At 46.7% G+C, this 15,892-nt stretch carries 18 protein-coding genes; 9 read left to right on the top strand and 9 right to left on the bottom strand.

What is annotated here, in order from left to right:
- Window positions 1-152 precede the first annotated feature (152 nt).
- Window positions 153-806 carry a PAQR family membrane homeostasis protein TrhA gene (trhA, locus tag OQJ75_RS18390; protein WP_265974289.1) on the top strand — a complete coding sequence of 218 codons (654 nt, stop codon included), beginning with the start codon at window positions 153-155 and terminating at the stop codon, window positions 804-806.
- On the opposite strand, the gene OQJ75_RS18385 is transcribed toward trhA, so the two are convergent.
- The 6 genes from OQJ75_RS18385 to def form a co-directional block, all read right to left on the bottom strand.
- Window positions 803-1,378 carry a DUF3157 family protein gene (locus OQJ75_RS18385; RefSeq protein WP_265974288.1) on the bottom strand — a complete coding sequence of 192 codons (576 nt, stop codon included), beginning with the start codon at window positions 1,376-1,378 and terminating at the stop codon, window positions 803-805. The genes trhA and OQJ75_RS18385 overlap by 4 nt on opposite strands.
- A gap of 26 nt (window positions 1,379-1,404) precedes the next feature.
- Window positions 1,405-2,850 carry a TrkH family potassium uptake protein gene (locus OQJ75_RS18380; protein WP_265974287.1) on the bottom strand — a complete coding sequence of 482 codons (1,446 nt, stop codon included), beginning with the start codon at window positions 2,848-2,850 and terminating at the stop codon, window positions 1,405-1,407.
- Between the two features lie 48 nt (window positions 2,851-2,898).
- Window positions 2,899-4,275, bottom strand: a complete 1,377-nt coding sequence (gene trkA / locus OQJ75_RS18375) for a Trk system potassium transporter TrkA (protein ID WP_004739332.1) — start codon at window positions 4,273-4,275, stop codon at window positions 2,899-2,901.
- Window positions 4,276-4,384: 109 nt separating this feature from the next.
- Complete coding sequence (gene rsmB / locus OQJ75_RS18370; protein WP_265974286.1) at window positions 4,385-5,665, bottom strand: 16S rRNA (cytosine(967)-C(5))-methyltransferase RsmB; 1,281 nt, start codon at window positions 5,663-5,665, stop codon at window positions 4,385-4,387.
- 91 nt (window positions 5,666-5,756) lie between these two features.
- Window positions 5,757-6,704, bottom strand: coding sequence for a methionyl-tRNA formyltransferase (gene fmt / locus OQJ75_RS18365; RefSeq protein WP_265974285.1), 948 nt, complete (start codon window positions 6,702-6,704; stop codon window positions 5,757-5,759).
- A gap of 38 nt (window positions 6,705-6,742) precedes the next feature.
- Window positions 6,743-7,255 carry a peptide deformylase gene (def, locus tag OQJ75_RS18360; RefSeq protein WP_004735769.1) on the bottom strand — a complete coding sequence of 171 codons (513 nt, stop codon included), beginning with the start codon at window positions 7,253-7,255 and terminating at the stop codon, window positions 6,743-6,745.
- Window positions 7,256-7,395: 140 nt separating this feature from the next.
- On the opposite strand from def, the gene OQJ75_RS18355 reads away from it, so the two are divergent.
- The 4 genes from OQJ75_RS18355 to OQJ75_RS18340 are packed head-to-tail and all read left to right on the top strand — an operon-like array spanning window position 7,396 to window position 10,658.
- Window positions 7,396-8,487: a LysM peptidoglycan-binding domain-containing protein gene (locus tag OQJ75_RS18355; RefSeq protein WP_265974284.1), complete on the top strand. Its 1,092-nt coding sequence runs from the start codon at window positions 7,396-7,398 to the stop codon at window positions 8,485-8,487.
- Window positions 8,484-9,596, top strand: coding sequence for a DNA-processing protein DprA (dprA, locus tag OQJ75_RS18350; RefSeq protein WP_265974283.1), 1,113 nt, complete (start codon window positions 8,484-8,486; stop codon window positions 9,594-9,596). Before OQJ75_RS18355 ends, dprA begins: the two co-directional genes overlap by 4 nt.
- A gap of 3 nt (window positions 9,597-9,599) precedes the next feature.
- Window positions 9,600-10,076, top strand: coding sequence for a DUF494 family protein (locus tag OQJ75_RS18345; protein ID WP_048657837.1), 477 nt, complete (start codon window positions 9,600-9,602; stop codon window positions 10,074-10,076).
- 12 nt (window positions 10,077-10,088) lie between these two features.
- Entirely contained in the window at window positions 10,089-10,658 is a 570-nt protein-coding gene (locus OQJ75_RS18340; RefSeq protein WP_265974282.1) for a type I DNA topoisomerase, read from the top strand.
- Between the two features lie 76 nt (window positions 10,659-10,734).
- Here OQJ75_RS18340 and OQJ75_RS18335 read toward each other — a convergent pair whose 3' ends face one another.
- Window positions 10,735-11,865: a 5-(carboxyamino)imidazole ribonucleotide synthase gene (locus OQJ75_RS18335; RefSeq protein WP_265974281.1), complete on the bottom strand. Its 1,131-nt coding sequence runs from the start codon at window positions 11,863-11,865 to the stop codon at window positions 10,735-10,737.
- Window positions 11,866-11,870: 5 nt separating this feature from the next.
- Entirely contained in the window at window positions 11,871-12,356 is a 486-nt protein-coding gene (gene purE / locus OQJ75_RS18330; RefSeq protein ID WP_017073863.1) for a 5-(carboxyamino)imidazole ribonucleotide mutase, read from the bottom strand.
- A gap of 194 nt (window positions 12,357-12,550) precedes the next feature.
- Here purE and OQJ75_RS18325 point away from each other — a divergent pair, with 194 nt between their 5' ends.
- From OQJ75_RS18325 to OQJ75_RS18310, 4 genes are all read left to right on the top strand, one after another.
- Window positions 12,551-13,108 (top strand): L-threonylcarbamoyladenylate synthase, encoded by a 558-nt coding sequence (locus tag OQJ75_RS18325; protein WP_265974280.1) that lies wholly within the window; start codon window positions 12,551-12,553, stop codon window positions 13,106-13,108.
- A gap of 20 nt (window positions 13,109-13,128) precedes the next feature.
- Window positions 13,129-14,046, top strand: coding sequence for an oxygen-dependent coproporphyrinogen oxidase (hemF, locus tag OQJ75_RS18320; RefSeq protein ID WP_265974279.1), 918 nt, complete (start codon window positions 13,129-13,131; stop codon window positions 14,044-14,046).
- 75 nt (window positions 14,047-14,121) lie between these two features.
- On the top strand, window positions 14,122-14,952 hold the full coding sequence (aroE, locus tag OQJ75_RS18315; RefSeq protein WP_054548299.1) for a shikimate dehydrogenase: 831 nt from the start codon (window positions 14,122-14,124) through the stop codon (window positions 14,950-14,952).
- 17 nt (window positions 14,953-14,969) lie between these two features.
- Window positions 14,970-15,239: a DUF1488 domain-containing protein gene (locus OQJ75_RS18310; RefSeq protein ID WP_265974278.1), complete on the top strand. Its 270-nt coding sequence runs from the start codon at window positions 14,970-14,972 to the stop codon at window positions 15,237-15,239.
- Here OQJ75_RS18310 and OQJ75_RS18305 read toward each other — a convergent pair.
- Window positions 15,236-15,781 carry a gamma carbonic anhydrase family protein gene (locus OQJ75_RS18305; protein ID WP_265974277.1) on the bottom strand — a complete coding sequence of 182 codons (546 nt, stop codon included), beginning with the start codon at window positions 15,779-15,781 and terminating at the stop codon, window positions 15,236-15,238. The genes OQJ75_RS18310 and OQJ75_RS18305 overlap by 4 nt on opposite strands.
- Between the last annotated feature and the right edge of the window lie 111 nt (window positions 15,782-15,892).

Below are 15,892 nucleotides of genomic sequence, written 5' to 3'. Positions count from 1 at the left end.
CTCTTTGGTTCTTTAGCTTTAGAGACCTTAGCTTCATCAAACAGTTTAGACGTCATCGATGTCATAAAAGATGCCATAAAAATTTAAGCTTACACGTGTAAGCTTAATATGCAATACTAGGCAAATCGAACATTTACTCTAGTAGGATAATCATGTCTGCATCATCGGCGAGCGAATACAGTGACATAGAAGAACACGCCAATGCGATAACCCATGGCTTGGGTGTTGTGCTTGGCGTGGTTGGTTTAATCCTGCTACTGATTCGTGCATTTGACCATCAAGCCGACATGCTGACTATTGCGAGCATGGCGGTGTATGGCAGCAGCATTATCCTACTTTTTCTCGCTTCCACGCTTTATCACTCGATCACCACAGAAAAGACTAAGCGCCTACTGAAAACCCTCGATCACTGTGCGATCTACTTACTGATCGCGGGCAGCTACACGCCATTTTTATTGGTGAGTTTAAGAACACCATTAGCGATGGGCTTGATGGCGGTGATTTGGGGTATCGCGTTGGTGGGCATCATTATGAAGATTGCCTTCGTCTACCGATTTAAGCGTTTGTCACTGGTGACTTACTTGGCGATGGGGTGGTTGTCATTGATTGTGGTGTATCAACTGGCGATGAATATCGAGATGGGTGGTTTGGTGCTACTAGCACTCGGTGGTGTGATTTACTCGCTGGGAGTGATTTTTTATGTGGCAAAACGCATCCCTTACAATCATGCCATCTGGCACTTGTTTGTGTTGGCGGGCTGCGCTTGCCATTTCTTCGCTATCTATCTATATGTGACTCCGGTTTAACGAGTCAGCACTTCAACGATTTCAGCTTTGATTTGGTACTCAGGGTGCTGTTCAACCGCTAGTTTGATGGAAGTACCTTCGGCATCTGTTTTTGGTCGAAGGTAGGTATCTGCCATACGCTTAATCGATTTCCAAATGGCTACCGTTTTCTCTTCTAATAATTCACCGCTCGCTGAATACAGGTCGAGTTTTACCGATACTAAGATCACGGCTTGTGTGCTTTGGTTGGTAATCGCGGTTGGAATAATCAGCTCACCACCTTCATAGTGACTCGCGCCTAGCACTACATCAACTCCTGACTGAGATAGCTGCAAGCTTGGCTTTTTGCTATCAACGACAATCGTCGTACCACGCACGTTAGTCGCCACAGGAACTGCCATAACAGGCGCTGCTGCGACAGGCACGGCGATCTCTGATGTTGTCGCTGCTTCTTCCGTTTGCTTCTGTGCCACGTACTGCCACGTAAAGTCGTCTTTCAGCAGTATCTGTTTTCCATCTTGAAGAGTTACCATTTGGTCGGCGAAGGCTGAACTGCTCAGCAGTGCGCTTGCGATAAGTAGGTATGATTTCATCTCTGTTTCCTTAAATATTCGTGCAATTAGCGTCGCCAGAAGGCTGGGAAGAATAGAACAATTAGCGTTAATATCTCAAGCCTTCCCATCAACATACCTAGGCTTAATAACCACTTAGCTGCGTCTGGCAGTGGAGCAAAGTTACCCGTCGGGCCAATCACGCTGCCCATGCCTGGGCCAACGTTGGCAACTGCAGTAATAGCGCCTGAGATACTGGTGATTGGGTCTAAACCCATCGCACTCAAGCCACCAGCAATTAAGATAATCGTAATAAAGAACATCAAACCAAACGCCACCAATGAACGCACGATGTCGTCACTGACAGGGCGTTGGTTATAACGTTGAACAAACACGCCTGATGGGTGAATCAGTTTCATCATCTGTTTGTGAAGCATAGTCATCGCTATCTGGAAGCGGAAGATTTTGATACCACCAGAAGTTGAACCCGAACATGCGCCCGCCATCATAAGGAAGGCAAACAAGGTGGTAGGCAGTGCGCCCCACGCAGTGAAGTCTTCCAAGCCAAAGCCTGTGGTTGTTACAACCGACACTATGTTGAACATCGAGACACGCATGGCATCCAATACCGTGTAGCCATCTCTGAGCACCAGCCATGTGGATATCACAGCACTGGTGAATAAGAATAGGTAAGCGAAGCCTCTCACTTGGGCATCTTTGTAGAGGATAGAGAGCTTTCTACCGCGCAGCGCACTGACAAAAAGTAGGAATGGTAGGCCACCTAAGAACATGAACACGGTGCCCACCCAGTGAGCGCTGTTGGAGAAGTGGTTCATTGAGCCATCTGAGGTTGAGTAACCGCCTGTAGAGAGCGTTGTGAATGAGTGGTTGATGGCATCAAACACACTCATGCCTGCAAACAGGTAGCTCACCAAACATAGGCCAGTTAATACTAGATAAACCGCAACGATGTTCTTGGCGACGGTTTTCGCTCTTGGGCTGCTTTTATCTGACCAATCAGATGATTCGGTTTGGAAGAGGCGCATACCACCGACGTTGAGCATCGGCAGTACCGCTACCGCCATTACGATGAAACCTATGCCACCGAGCCACTGCAGTATAGAGCGCCACAATAGAATACTTGGTGCCATGCTGTCTAAGCCACTTAATACCGTGGAACCTGTTGTGGTAATACCGGACATGGTTTCAAAGTAGGCGTCAGTGAAGCTGATGTGGTTGATGAACACAAACGGCAGCGCGGCGAAGGCACTGGCTATTGTCCACACTAGGGAGGTGATCAGGAACATGTCCCGAACCCCAAGTCGGAACTTAGCTGAACGGCCTAAACTCAAGCATATGAACGCGACGATGTGCGTGATCACTACCGATTGACCAAACTCGAGGAAACCACCGGTGCCAGTAAAAAAGGCAACCAATGTAGGGATGTACATGAAAAGGGCGAGTTTTGATAACACTAACCCTATCACTAATAATATCGGACGAAAATTGACCATAGCTTAATGCCTAAGCGCGTTGTTACGTGAAGACTTATGAGAACAAGACTACAAGAAGAACGGGCTCGGTTGGAATAGAGACTCAACATCAGGTACGTATTTCTTGTCCACTAGGAACATCACTACGTGGTCATCCTGTTCGATTACGGTTCTATCGTGCGCGATAAGTACCTCTTCTCCGCGAACAATCGCACCAATAGTCGTGCCCGGTGGCAGTTTGATGTCGCCAATTGCTCGGCCAACGACTTTAGATGTCGTTTCGTCACCGTGAGCAATCGCTTCGATCGCCTCTGCAGCGCCGCGACGTAGAGATGATACGTTTACAATATCAGCACGACGAACGTGAGTAAGCAGCGCAGAAATGGTCGCTTGCTGTGGAGAGATAGCAATATCAATCACACCACCCTGAACAAGGTCTACGTAAGCACCGCGCTGAATCAGTACCATTACCTTCTTGGCACCCATGCGTTTAGCCAGCATTGCTGACATGATGTTGGTTTCATCTTCATTGGTTAGGGCGATGAACACATCAACCTGATCGATGTTCTCTTCAGTTAGCAGCTCTTGGTCTGCCGCATCACCACAGAATACGATGGTGTTTTCTAATTCTTCCGATAGCTTCTCTGCTCGTGTGTAGCTGCGTTCGATAAGCTTGATGCTGTAGCTCTGCTCAAGGCGTTTCGCCAAGCTTGCACCAATGTTACCACCACCAACAATCATGATGCGGCGGTACGGTTTCTCTAGGCGTTGCAGCTCACTCATTACTGAGCGGATATGGTTACTTGCGGCGACAAAGAATACTTCATCATCGGCTTCAATGATGGTGGTGCCTTGTGGGCGAATAGGGCGACCTTGACGAAAGATAGCCGCCACACGTGTATCAATGTGCGGCATGTGCTCACGTAAAGCAGACAGTGCATTACCCACCAGTGGACCACCATAGTAGGCTTTTACCGCCACTAGGCTCACTTTCTGTTCTGCAAAACTTACTACTTGTAGTGCGCCTGGGTACTGAATCAAACGTTCTATGTAGCTGGTGACCAGTTCTTCCGGTGCGATCAGGTGATCGACAGGGATAGCACCAGATTTGAACAGCGCTTCTTTCTCTTCCAGATATTCTGGAGAACGAATACGGGCAATTCGGTTTGGCGTGTTGAAAAGAGAGAAGGCAACCTGACATGCGGCCATGTTGGTTTCATCCATGTTGGTTACGGCAACCAACATGTCGGCATCTTGTGCACCCGCTTCACGTAGTGTGTTCGGGTGGCTGGCATAGCCGTTTACAACCCTAAGGTCATATTTGTCTTGAAGTTCACGCAGTCGGTCGGCATTACGGTCGACGATCGTGATGTCATTGTTTTCACCTACTAGGTTTTCAGCAAGGGTCCCGCCTACTTGTCCAGCACCTAGGATAATGATCTTCATAGCCTTTCTCTTATTTTTGCCTTTGTAATTCTAGTGATTTCATTTTGCTTCGATAATGCACTAGAAAGAAACAGCGGCTAAGAAATAAATTCTTAGCCGCTGTTAGTTGTTATGCCTGTTTTACTAGAACTGCGTAGTAGAAGCCATCCATATCTTCTTCACCAGGCAGTATTTGACGACCCGGATTTTCGATATCAGACCCAACTAGCGTTGCGTTCTCGGTACGCTCTAGGAAAGCTTTCACTTGCAGAACGTTCTCTTGCGGTGTGATAGAACATGTCGCGTAAACCATGGTGCCGCCTTCTTTCAACTGACGCCACATTGCATCCATGATCTCACTTTGTAGCTCAGCGAGTGCATCAATATCAGATGCACGGCGTAGCCACTTGATGTCAGGATGACGGCGGATTACACCCGTCGCTGAACAAGGTGCATCAAGTAGGATACGGTCAAACTTATCGCCCATCCACCACTCTTCAGGGTAGCGAGCATCGCCACAAATTACGTCGGCACGCAGTTGTAGGCGTTCAAGGTTATCGTAAACACGGTCTAGGCGTTTAATGTCACAGTCAATCGCAACCACTTCAGTGTCGTTCGTGTGCTCAAGAATGTGTGCGGTTTTACCGCCTGGCGCTGCACAACAGTCTAGGATTAGCTCACCATCTTTTGGTGTTAGGTAATCTACAGAAAGCTGAGCTGCTGCGTCTTGTACTGATACCCAGCCTCTATCGAAGCCCGGTAGTAAAGTCACATCGCAAGGTGCGGCCAATTTTATGGCATCCGCCGCTTCTGGGTGCAGTGTGTATTCAATGTTATCGTTTTTAAGCAGTTCAACATACTCGTCACGCGTGTGGTGTTGGCGGTTTACGCGCAACCACATTGGTGCCTTGCTGTTGTTTGCTTCAACCAGTTGCTCCCATTGATCTGGGTAGCTCTCTTGAAGCATTTTTAGAATCCAGCTTGGGTGACCGTATTTGCCCGCATTGTGGCTAACCGCTTTCTCATCCAGCTCTTCTTGGTCACGTAGGTAGCTACGCAATACCGCGTTGATCAAACCACTTAGGCTTGGACCACGCAGTGTTTTGGTGCCCTCAACGGTTTCCGCAACGGCTGCGTGTGAAGGGATACGCATGAAGCTCAGTTGGTAAATGCCCACCAAAATCAGGTGGTGGAATACACGCTTTTTACCTTTAAGCGGGTTTTCCATTAGTTCGTTAGCGATTGACTCTAGACGAGGCAGGTAACGAAGTGCGCCGTAGCAAATCTCTTGCAGTAGAGCGTGGTCTCGCGGGCGGATCGTTTTTTGAGCCGCAGGGAGAGCGTGTGAAAGAGAGTGGCCTTTATCGACAACTTGGAATAGGACATTTGCAGCAGCAGCGCGAACATTCATGAGGGGTACCGAATATTTATTTGAATACATGAGGGCATCTCTGCCCTCGTAAAGGTTTTCTAAGCTGCGCTTATGGCAGCTTTAAAAGCGGTTAAGAAAGTTGAGTTCCAACTTCAAACCAGCTTGCACGAGAGTTTAAGATATCCTGAACTGACATGGCTTTTTTACCAGGTACTTGCAGCTGTTCAAGAACAAGTACACCTTGTCCTGTTGCTACGTAGATACCCGTTTTATCGGCTTGCAGAATAGTACCTGCAGGCTCATCAGAGGTTTGCTCTGCTACACGGCTTTGCCACACTTTGATGCTGTTTTCGGCAGCTTCAAAGTGGCTCATTGGCCATGGGTTGAAGGCACGAACGCAGCGCTCAATATGAGCCGCGTCATCACTCCAGTTGATACGCGCTTCTTCTTTACTTAGCTTCTTCGCGTAGTTAGCAAGTTCGTCGTCTTGCTTTTCAGCAACGGCTTTACCAGAAGCGATGTCAGCTAAACATTCAACAAGAGCATCAGGGCCAAGGCCCGCTAACTTCTCGTACATTGACGCGCTAGTATCTGTCGCTTCGATTGGCAGCGTTGCGATACTTAACATATCACCGGTATCTAGGCCGATATCCATCTGCATGATCGTCACGCCAGTCTCTTTATCGCCCGCCCAAATAGAGCGTTGGATAGGAGCAGCACCACGCCAGCGCGGTAGGATAGAGCCATGCACGTTGATACAACCCAAGCGAGGCGTATCTAATACAGCTTGTGGAAGCAATAAGCCGTAAGCGACAACGACCATGATGTCAGCATTCAAATCTGCTAGCTCTTGCTTAGCTTCATCTGACTTGAAATTTTCTGGCTGGTAAACCGGAATATTGTTTTCAAGTGCGATGTTTTTTACCGGGCTCGCAGTCAGTTTTTTACCGCGGCCTGCTGGACGATCTGGCTGTGTGTAAACAGCAATAACTTCATGCTCCGAAGACAACAACGCCGCCAAGTGACGGGCGGCGAAATCCGGAGTACCTGCGAAGACAATTCTTAAAGATTGACTCAAGGTAGACTTCCTTCTTAATTTAGTAATAGCAGCGGTTATTAACCTTGTTTCTCGTTGAAACGTTTAATCTTCGCTAGCTTATCTTGAATACGTTTGCGCTTTAGTGGCGATAGGTAATCAACAAACAACTTGCCTTCTAGGTGGTCAAGTTCGTGTTGAACACAGATAGCCAGAAGGTCGTCAGCGTCGAATGTGAATTCGTTGCCTTCACGGTCTAATGCTTTAACCGTTACTTCTGCAGCGCGAGGTACTAGAGCTCGAGCGCCTGGTACAGATAGACAGCCTTCTTCGATACCATCTTCGCCACGTTTGTCGGTAATTTCAGGGTTGATCAGAACCATAGGCTCGTCACGTGTTTCTGAAATATCGATAACAACGATGCGCTGGTGGAAATCTACTTGCGTTGCCGCAAGGCCGATACCTTCTTCGTCGTACATGGTTTCAATCATGTCATCAACGAACTTTTGAATCTCTGGGGTAACTTCTTTTACCGGTTTCGCCACGGTACGTAGACGATCATCTGGTAATGTTAATACTTGTAATACAGACATATACACTCGAAATATTGAACTGTGCCGAAACAGCTTAAACCTTGTTGGCTCAATTCTAGACATTTTAGAGGTCAAATGACAGCATCCTGAAGTTAATTCTCTAATCAGATGTCATATATTCAGACCAAGGAACCTAGGTCATGCGTCATTTTTTCCCCGCTTTATCTCTTATTTGTGCCTCGCTTTCGTTTGCCGCTATGGCTGGAAATAGTGAGCAACCTTTAACCATTAAACAAGACGCACCCGAGGCGTATGTGGTGGTTAAGGGGGATACCTTATGGGATATCTCCGCGATGTATCTCGATAGCCCTTGGTTGTGGCCAAGGCTATGGCAGGTAAACCCTGAAATAGAAAACCCTCACCTTATTTACCCCGGAGATAAATTGTCTCTGGTTTGGATTAATGGTGAGCCTGTGTTGAGCCTTAAACCCGTAATCAAGCTAAGCCCTAAGATTCGTGTATCAGAGAAGAAAGCAGTACCTACCGTGAATGAGGGGCTTGTTCTACCGTATCTACAATCTGACCGCTTGGTTGAGCAGCAAGATATCCAGTCAGCGCAACGAGTGTTAGGGACCAGTGATGGCAAACGCTTCTTATCGGGTGAAGACCGATTGTTTATTTCTGGGAACCAGCAGCATCAAAAATGGGGTATCTACCGTGCCGTCGAGACTTATCAAAGGCAACAACCTCAAGCGAGTATTACCTCTTTGCGTTTGGTCGCCACGGCGCGCTTGAAAGAGGTGGATGCTGAGTTCAGTAGTTTACAGATAGAGACTCAACTGCAAGAGGTGTTACTTAATGACCTCGTGTTACCTGAACTTGGCGTTGATCAGGTGAAGCTCTCAACCACATTTTATCCAGCGCCTAGTGCTGCGGGGCAGTTTGCTAATATCTTGGGTTCATTAGATGGCAGCCAATACAGTGCAAAGAATCAAGTGGTCGTTATTAATAAAGGCTCACAGGACAATCTTCGCCAAGGCTCTATGTTTACCCTCAGTGAAAGCGGCGCTGTGGTGTTTGGTAAGCAAGGCGAATACAGCTACAAAGAGTCTGCGGCGAGCGATAAGGTGCAGTTGCCAAGTACGTCACTCGGTAGTTTGATGGTCATTCGTCCTTACGAATATTTTAGCCTCGCGTTGATTACTCAGAGCTCAAAACCGGTTAGCAATGATATTCTGGCGGTATCGCCTTTGGATCTGGCTTTGAAGGAAGAAGCTAAGGGCACCGAGTGAATGAGCTACAACTGAGTGCTTGGCTAACTCTAAGTTTTGTTCCCCAATTGGGTGGCAAGCGCCTTTCTCGACTGCTGAGCATTGATTCCCCTTCGAATATTGTTGGTTACTCAAGCCAGCAACTGCAAGCGATTGGTTTGTCTGCCAAGCAAATCTCCTATTTAAGAGAGCAAGCCCCAAGAGAAGTGGAGGCTTGCCTAGAGTGGCAAGCAAGACAACCCAACCATCACATCATTACCCCGAATTGCTCGCATTATCCCAAACTGCTGAATGAGACCGCCTCTGTGCCAAGCGTGCTTTTTGTTAAAGGTCACGTTGAAAAGCTGATTGAGCCTCAAATCGCTATGGTCGGCAGTCGCAATGCCAGTCTCGAAGGGCTGCAAACCGCGAAGTCCTTCGCCAAAGAGTTCGTCCAAAACGGTTTGATTGTCACCAGTGGCTTAGCGCTCGGTATTGATGGTTATGCTCATGATGGTGCTCTAGATAAAGGTGGGGAAACTTTTGCTGTGTTGGGTTCTGGCTTGGATTCCATTTATCCTGCGCGACACAGAAATTTAGCCGATAAGATCTGTGAAAATGGTGCGTTGATTTCAGAGTTTCGCCCAAGTGCTAAACCGAGACCTGAACATTTCCCCCGTCGTAACCGTATTATAAGTGGCTTGTCTTTGGGAACTCTCGTTGTTGAAGCGGCAGAAAAGAGTGGTTCTTTGATTACGGCTCGTTATGCGATGGAGCAAGGTCGAGAAGTGTTTGCGCTGCCCGGTTCTATTCATAGCCCAACCAGCCGCGGAGGTAACAGTCTGATCAAAGCTGGAGCATGTTTAGTGCAAAATGCTCAAGATGTTCTGATTGAAATAAAGAGTCTGTTAAACTGGTCTATAGATCAGCAGCCCAGCTTATTCGAACCTACGCAGAATGAGGGTGAAAATGAACAATTGCCATTTCCACTGCTGTTAGCTAACGTAGGATTAGAGGCGACACCCGTTGATATTTTGGCACAGAGAACCCATATACCTGTGCATGAAGTCATGATGCAGCTTTTAGAGCTTGAGCTCTCAGGGCATGTTGTTGCAGTTTCCGGTGGCTATATTCGAAAGGGGAGAGGCTAAGCTATGATGATGGACATACTGATGTACTTGTTTGAAACCTACATCCATAGCGATTCTGAATTGCAGGTGGATCAAGACGAACTTGAAGATGAGCTTCTTCGAGCAGGGTTTCACCAAGACGATATTTATAAGGCCCTCCATTGGTTAGAAGATCTTGCTGCACTGCAAGATACTGACAACCAAGCGGCGATTACTATGTGCTCCAATACCTCGATGCGTGTTTACACCAGTCGAGAGGTATCGCGTATTAATATGGAGTGTCGAGGTTTCTTACTGTTCCTAGAGCAGATCAACGTGCTCACGACAGAGATTCGTGAAATGGTGATCGATCGTGTGATGGGGCTTGAGACCAACGAATTTGAATTGGATGATCTGAAATGGATTATCTTAATGGTGCTATTTAATGTGCCGGGTAATGAAAGTGCTTACACGCAAATGGAAGAGCTGTTGTACACCAAAGAGCAAGGTATCTTGCATTAATACAGGCTTGTCATGAGTAGTAAGATTGATAATCAGCTTTTTTCAGCACATGAACATGCGTTAGAGCATGAACCATGTCCACAGTGTGGCGGGGAGCTTCAGCTTCGCCATGGTAAGCACGGCCCATTTTTAGGCTGTAAGCAGTATCCGAGCTGTGATTACATCAAGCCTTTGCATCAAAACGATGGCCACGTAGTGAAAGAACTGGGTGTACCGTGTCCTAAATGCCAAAACGAATTGGTATTAAGGCAAGGTCGCTTCGGGATGTTCATTGGTTGTAGCAACTATCCAGAATGTAATCACATCGAATCTTTGGACCAACCAAAAGAACAACCTGAAGAGCAGCCGCTGGTTGCATGCCCAGAGTGTGGTAGAGGCCATTTGGTTGAGCGCAAATCTCGCTATGGCAAAACCTTCTATGCGTGTGATAACTACCCTAAGTGTAAGTTTGCCGTTAATCAGCCACCTGTTATTGGTCGCTGTGAAGAGTGCCAGTTCCCGTTGTTACTTGAGAAGAAAACAGCCAGTGGTACCAAGAAGCAATGTGCTGATCGCAAGTGTCATCACATTCAATCTCAGTAGCTTTAGATTATAGAAATAAAAACGGCGCTCACTGAGCGCCGTTTTTGTATTTAAACTAACATAAGCCCATGCTGGCTTATTTCATCTGCTCAGCAAACTCATGCACAGCCGGGTAGGCTTGCTTATCAAGAATATCAGCCAATGAGCACAACGCTCTTTGCAGCTCTGCGTTGTAGTCAGCGCTCACGTTAATGTGGCCCATCTTACGACCTGCACGCTTTTCTTTGCCATACCAATGAACATGACAGCCGCCTTGAGCCAGAATAGCCTCAGGTAAAGTATCTTCACCAAGAATGTTGATCATTGCGGTTGGACGAATCAGCTTAGTGCTGCCTAGTGGCATGCCACATACAGCACGCAGATGGTTCTCAAACTGACAAGTTTCAGCGCCTTGTTGCGTCCAGTGGCCAGAGTTATGAACACGTGGTGCAATCTCGTTAACCAGCAGTGAACCTTGAACATCAAAGAATTCAAGTGCTAGTACGCCAACGTAATCCAAGCGTTCTGCAATTGCGGTGAACATGGTTTTTGCTTGATCTTGCAGTTCCATGTCGTCAATTGCGGTTGATAAGCTCAACACGCCATCGGTGTGAACATTCTCAGCCAGTGGGTACACTTGAATCTCGCCATTGGTACCGCGAGCACCAACCAGTGATACTTCTCGGTCGAATGGAACGAACTCTTCAGCCACAATGGCTTGATTGTCTGTCGCTGCAATGCACTCGGCCATTTCTGTCCAAGTCGCGTCAACATTGTCTAATGTCTTTAAGCGCCACTGGCCCTTACCATCGTAGCCACCAAGTGTGCTCTTCAGTACCATTGGTAAGCCAACGTGAGCGATCGCAGCATCAAAGTCTTCGCGAGAGTTAATCACATAGTACTTAGCGTTTTTCACGTTCGCTTCGTCTAACAGCGCTTTTTCAAGGCGACGGTCACCGCCGGCTTTGATTGCTTCTGTGGTCGGTAAGAACTTACCGCTGCGCTCACATACCTCAAGTACATCGTGAGGGATATGTTCAAACTCAGCAGTAATGACATCCGCGCGCTCTATCGCATTTTCTAAGCCGTTGCCTAGAATCGCTTGCGTTAATGGATGAACAATATTTTTGCTGCCAACATCAAAAGCAGAAATTTCAATATTCAGCGGTGCCCCAGCTAGGGACATCATGCGAGCAAGTTGGCCCGCGCCTAACACAAGAACATGCATGGGAATTAGTCCTCTGCAGGGTTTGGATTAGCAAGTACCGTTTCTGTTTGCTCAGAGCGGAACGCTTCTACTTTTGCCATCACATCTTCATTGTGTGTACCAATGATTTGTGCCGCTAGGATGCCAGCGTTCGCTGCACCAGCTTCACCGATAGCTAGAGTACCTACCGCGATGCCTTTTGGCATTTGCACGATAGAAAGTAGAGAGTCCATGCCTTTCAGTGCTTTAGATTGAACTGGAACACCAAGAACAGGTACGCTTGTGAAGGCAGCCGCCATACCTGGTAGGTGAGCTGCGCCGCCAGCGCCAGCAATAATCACTTTAATACCGCGCTCTTTCGCACTGGTTGCGTAGTCTGCTAGCAACTGAGGTGTGCGGTGAGCAGAAACCACTTTTGTTTCGTACGCCACGCCAAACTGATCCAACATTTCTGCAGCTAGCTTCATTGTTGGCCAATCAGATTTAGAACCCATGATAATACCGACAGTCATCTCAAACTCCTTCAGGTACGATTTAATTAGTGATTAGATATTTTGCGCGCATTATACGGGTAAAATCGCTTAAGGAAAACGTTTGCGTCAGTCTAAGTTGTTAATTGATACATTTTATAAACAAATAGCTTTAGTCACAGTGAGTGATAATTTGTACACTTAGTGAGTTAGATAACTGAATTAATGAGGCACCCGTGGATAACTTTCAACATACATTGCAGGCATTACAACAAGGTGAAGTCATTGCTTACCCGACCGAAGGCGTTTTTGGGGTCGGTTGTGATCCAGATAATCCACAAGCCATCCAGAAATTACTCGAGTTAAAACAGCGCCCGGTTGAAAAGGGCTTGATCTTAATTGCGGCAAGTTACGAGCAGTTGCTTCCTTATATAGACGAGAGCCAACTAACCGATGAGCAATTGGCGACGGTTAAAGCGACATGGCCGGGCCCAGTCACTTGGATTATGCCGACCAGCAGCAAAGTAACAGACTGGGTCAGTGGTCAATTTGATTCGATCGCGGTACGCGTGACTGATCACCCTTTGGTTCAAAGAATGTGTAATGAATTCGGTAAGCCGTTAACCTCTACCAGTGCCAACCTTACGGGCGAACCACCTTGTATGACGACTGAAGAAGTACAACAGCAGCTTGGCCAACACTTGGTCGCGATTCTTGAAGGTCAAACGGGTGGCCGCGAGAAGCCTAGCGAAATTAGAGATGCAAAAACGTCGAAAATATTAAGACAGGGTTAAACCCTGCAAAGGAAAGTAAAATGTCAGCAATTGATAAAGAAGCAGTAAAGCAGTTTTTACTGAGCCTACAAGATTCGATTTGCCAGCAGCTTGAGCAAGCTGATCGTAGCGCGTTGTTTGAAGAAGACGCATGGGAGCGCGAGCCTGGCGAACGCCTCGGTGGTGGCGGTCGTACTCGTGTGATGACTAACGGTGCGGTCTTTGAGCAAGGTGGTGTTAACTTTTCTCACGTTGCAGGTAAGGCAATGCCCGCTTCAGCAACCGCTCATCGTCCTGAATTAGCCGGACGTAAGTTTGAGGCGATGGGGGTATCGTTAGTGATCCACCCAAAAAACCCTTATATCCCAACTTCACACGCCAACGTACGATTCTTTATTGCCGAAAAGGAAGGGGAAGACCCTATCTGGTGGTTTGGTGGTGGTTTTGATTTAACGCCATTCTATCCTGTCGATGAAGATTGCCAATCTTGGCATCAAACTGCTAAAGACCTGTGTGCACCATTTGGTGATGACGTTTACCAAGAACATAAGGAGTGGTGTGATAAGTACTTCTATCTACCTCACCGTGATGAAACACGTGGTGTTGGTGGTCTGTTCTTTGATGACTTAAACGACTGGGGCTTTGACAAGAGCTTCGCTTATATGCAGGCGGTTGGTGAAGGTTTTGCAGCCGCATATTTACCCATTGTAGAACGACGCAAAGAGACACCTTATGGTGAACGTGAGCGTGACTTCCAGCTTTATCGTCGTGGTCGCTATGTTGAATTTAACCTTGTGTATGACCGTGGCACCTTATTTGGCCTGCAAAGTGGTGGTCGCACAGAGTCTATATTGATGTCGATGCCGCCGTTGGCTCGTTGGGAATATCGCTATGAACCACAAGCGGGCTCACCAGAAGCTCTGCTTTATAGCGACTACCTAAAGCCTCGAGTTTGGTAGTTCTTCCTTCCTTATTGGGATAGTGATAGGGTCATCTATATAGAAGACCCTTTTTTATTTCTGTTAGGTAAGGATATGACACAGCAAGTAGATCGTTATGCCGTTTTCGGTAACCCTATTGGTCAAAGCAAATCGCCATTCATTCACACATTATTTGCTCGCCAAACCAGCCAACAACTTACCTATACAGCATTACAGCCAGAACATGGTGAATTTATCACTGCTGCGAAAGCCTTTTTCAGCGAAGGTGGTAGAGGATGTAATGTCACAGCACCTTTTAAAGAAGATGCCTATCAGTTTGCTAATCGCCTAACTGAGAGGGCTGAACTGGCCGGTGCCGTAAATACCCTTAAGAAGTTAGATGATGGAGAGATCATTGGTGATAACACCGATGGTGAGGGTTTAGTTCAAGACCTACTTCAACATCAAGTCACGCTAAAAGGAGCACGTGTTCTTCTTCTTGGCGCTGGTGGTGCTGCGAGAGGAGTGATTCAACCTCTTCTCGACCAAAAGCCAAAACAGCTGGTGGTCGCTAATCGAACTAGCTCCAAGGCAGAACTATTGGCTGAGATGTTTTCGTCGCATGGCAACATCAAGGGGATGGGGTTAAGTGATGTAAGTGATGGCTTTGATGTCATTATTAACTCGACTTCGTCTGGTCTAAGCGGGCAGCTTCCTGAAGTGTCTGATGCTATTTTCAATTCTACTAGCGCCGTTTATGACATGGTTTATGGATCGGGAACCACAGTATTCAATCAATGGGCATTAGATAATAGTGTTCATGCTGCTTATGATGGTTTGGGTATGTTGGTAGGGCAGGCTGCTGAGAGCTTTATGCTATGGCGTGGTCTTCGCCCTGGGACAAAACAGATTTTAAGAGAATTACGCAAAAACCTAGAGATGTAACAAGGTATTTATAAAAAATGAATCAATCAATCTTATTTCCTGATATCCAAGATTGGGATGAAGAAAATCAATCAATCATCTTCCCAGTACAGCAGTCTGGCGCACTGATTGAGTGTGTTATGTCTATTGAAGAGCTGTCTCGATTGGCAGGTAAAGATATAGAAGAAGGCGATCAAGCTTTAGTTATCTTTTCAGAGTTACGTTTTGATATTGAAGAGCTAGCTGAAGAGTTAATAGAAGAAGAGGAGTATGACTCCTCTAATCGAATTCAGATCAAAGTGCTTTAGACTGGCAACACAGAGTCTAGATAGTCGTTTTTATTCTGAACATAGTTGTCAGCTGACTTCTGTAAAAAGGCACGCTCTTTATCATTTAATGGGCGTGCTTGTTTTACTGGGCTTCCTACATAGAGATAACCGCTTTCAAGTACCTTATTAGGCGGAACCAAGCTACCAGCACCAATCATCACATCTTCTTTTATAACCACGCCATCGAGCACGATAGCTCCCATACCAACAAGTACGCGATCTTCAATGGTGCAGCCATGTAGCATTACTTTATGTCCGATAGTGACATCATTACCTATTAATAGAGGATAACCCTCAGGGTTTTCAGCATTCTTATGGGTGACATGCAAGACGCTGCCGTCTTGTATATTCGTTCTATCTCCAATATGAATGTGGTTCACATCTCCTCGAGCTGCAACCAAAGGCCACACGCTAGAGTCGTTACCAATTTTGATATCACCAACCAGTACCGAACTTGTATCTATATAGACACCTTGTCCAATCTGAGGGGATATTCCTTTATAACTGCGCATTGAACTCATAAATCCTCCTTTATATAGGCACCTTAAGCCCTTAATTAAGGGGAATACTAGTGAAAATGGAGTGTTTTGAACAAAAAACGCTCGAACAATCAAAAAAGTAAGAAAAACTTC

Source organism: Vibrio sp. 14G-20 (genome assembly GCF_026241515.1).
GTDB lineage: Bacteria > Pseudomonadota > Gammaproteobacteria > Enterobacterales > Vibrionaceae > Vibrio.
The sequence above is the reverse complement of the archived record's forward strand: the minus strand, read 5'-3'. Positions and strand labels throughout refer to the sequence as shown.

What these genes read in the sequence shown, in the direction of transcription:
- OQJ75_RS18335 (WP_265974281.1), bottom strand. Translation starts at nt 11,865, where the DNA reads ATGCATGTTCTTGTGTTAGGCGCGGGCCAACTTGCTCGCATGATGTCC.
- rsmB (WP_265974286.1), bottom strand. Translation starts at nt 5,665, where the DNA reads ATGAATGTTCGCGCTGCTGCTGCAAATGTCCTATTCCAAGTTGTCGAT.
- OQJ75_RS18340 (WP_265974282.1), top strand. Translation starts at nt 10,089, where the DNA reads ATGAGTAGTAAGATTGATAATCAGCTTTTTTCAGCACATGAACATGCG.
- hemF (WP_265974279.1), top strand. Translation starts at nt 13,129, where the DNA reads ATGTCAGCAATTGATAAAGAAGCAGTAAAGCAGTTTTTACTGAGCCTA.
- OQJ75_RS18380 (WP_265974287.1), bottom strand. Translation starts at nt 2,850, where the DNA reads ATGGTCAATTTTCGTCCGATATTATTAGTGATAGGGTTAGTGTTATCA.
- purE (WP_017073863.1), bottom strand. Translation starts at nt 12,356, where the DNA reads ATGACTGTCGGTATTATCATGGGTTCTAAATCTGATTGGCCAACAATG.
- aroE (WP_054548299.1), top strand. Translation starts at nt 14,122, where the DNA reads ATGACACAGCAAGTAGATCGTTATGCCGTTTTCGGTAACCCTATTGGT.
- OQJ75_RS18345 (WP_048657837.1), top strand. Translation starts at nt 9,600, where the DNA reads ATGATGATGGACATACTGATGTACTTGTTTGAAACCTACATCCATAGC.
- def (WP_004735769.1), bottom strand. Translation starts at nt 7,255, where the DNA reads ATGTCTGTATTACAAGTATTAACATTACCAGATGATCGTCTACGTACC.
- trhA (WP_265974289.1), top strand. Translation starts at nt 153, where the DNA reads ATGTCTGCATCATCGGCGAGCGAATACAGTGACATAGAAGAACACGCC.
- OQJ75_RS18385 (WP_265974288.1), bottom strand. Translation starts at nt 1,378, where the DNA reads ATGAAATCATACCTACTTATCGCAAGCGCACTGCTGAGCAGTTCAGCC.
- OQJ75_RS18310 (WP_265974278.1), top strand. Translation starts at nt 14,970, where the DNA reads ATGAATCAATCAATCTTATTTCCTGATATCCAAGATTGGGATGAAGAA.
- trkA (WP_004739332.1), bottom strand. Translation starts at nt 4,275, where the DNA reads ATGAAGATCATTATCCTAGGTGCTGGACAAGTAGGCGGGACCCTTGCT.
- OQJ75_RS18355 (WP_265974284.1), top strand. Translation starts at nt 7,396, where the DNA reads ATGCGTCATTTTTTCCCCGCTTTATCTCTTATTTGTGCCTCGCTTTCG.
- OQJ75_RS18305 (WP_265974277.1), bottom strand. Translation starts at nt 15,781, where the DNA reads ATGAGTTCAATGCGCAGTTATAAAGGAATATCCCCTCAGATTGGACAA.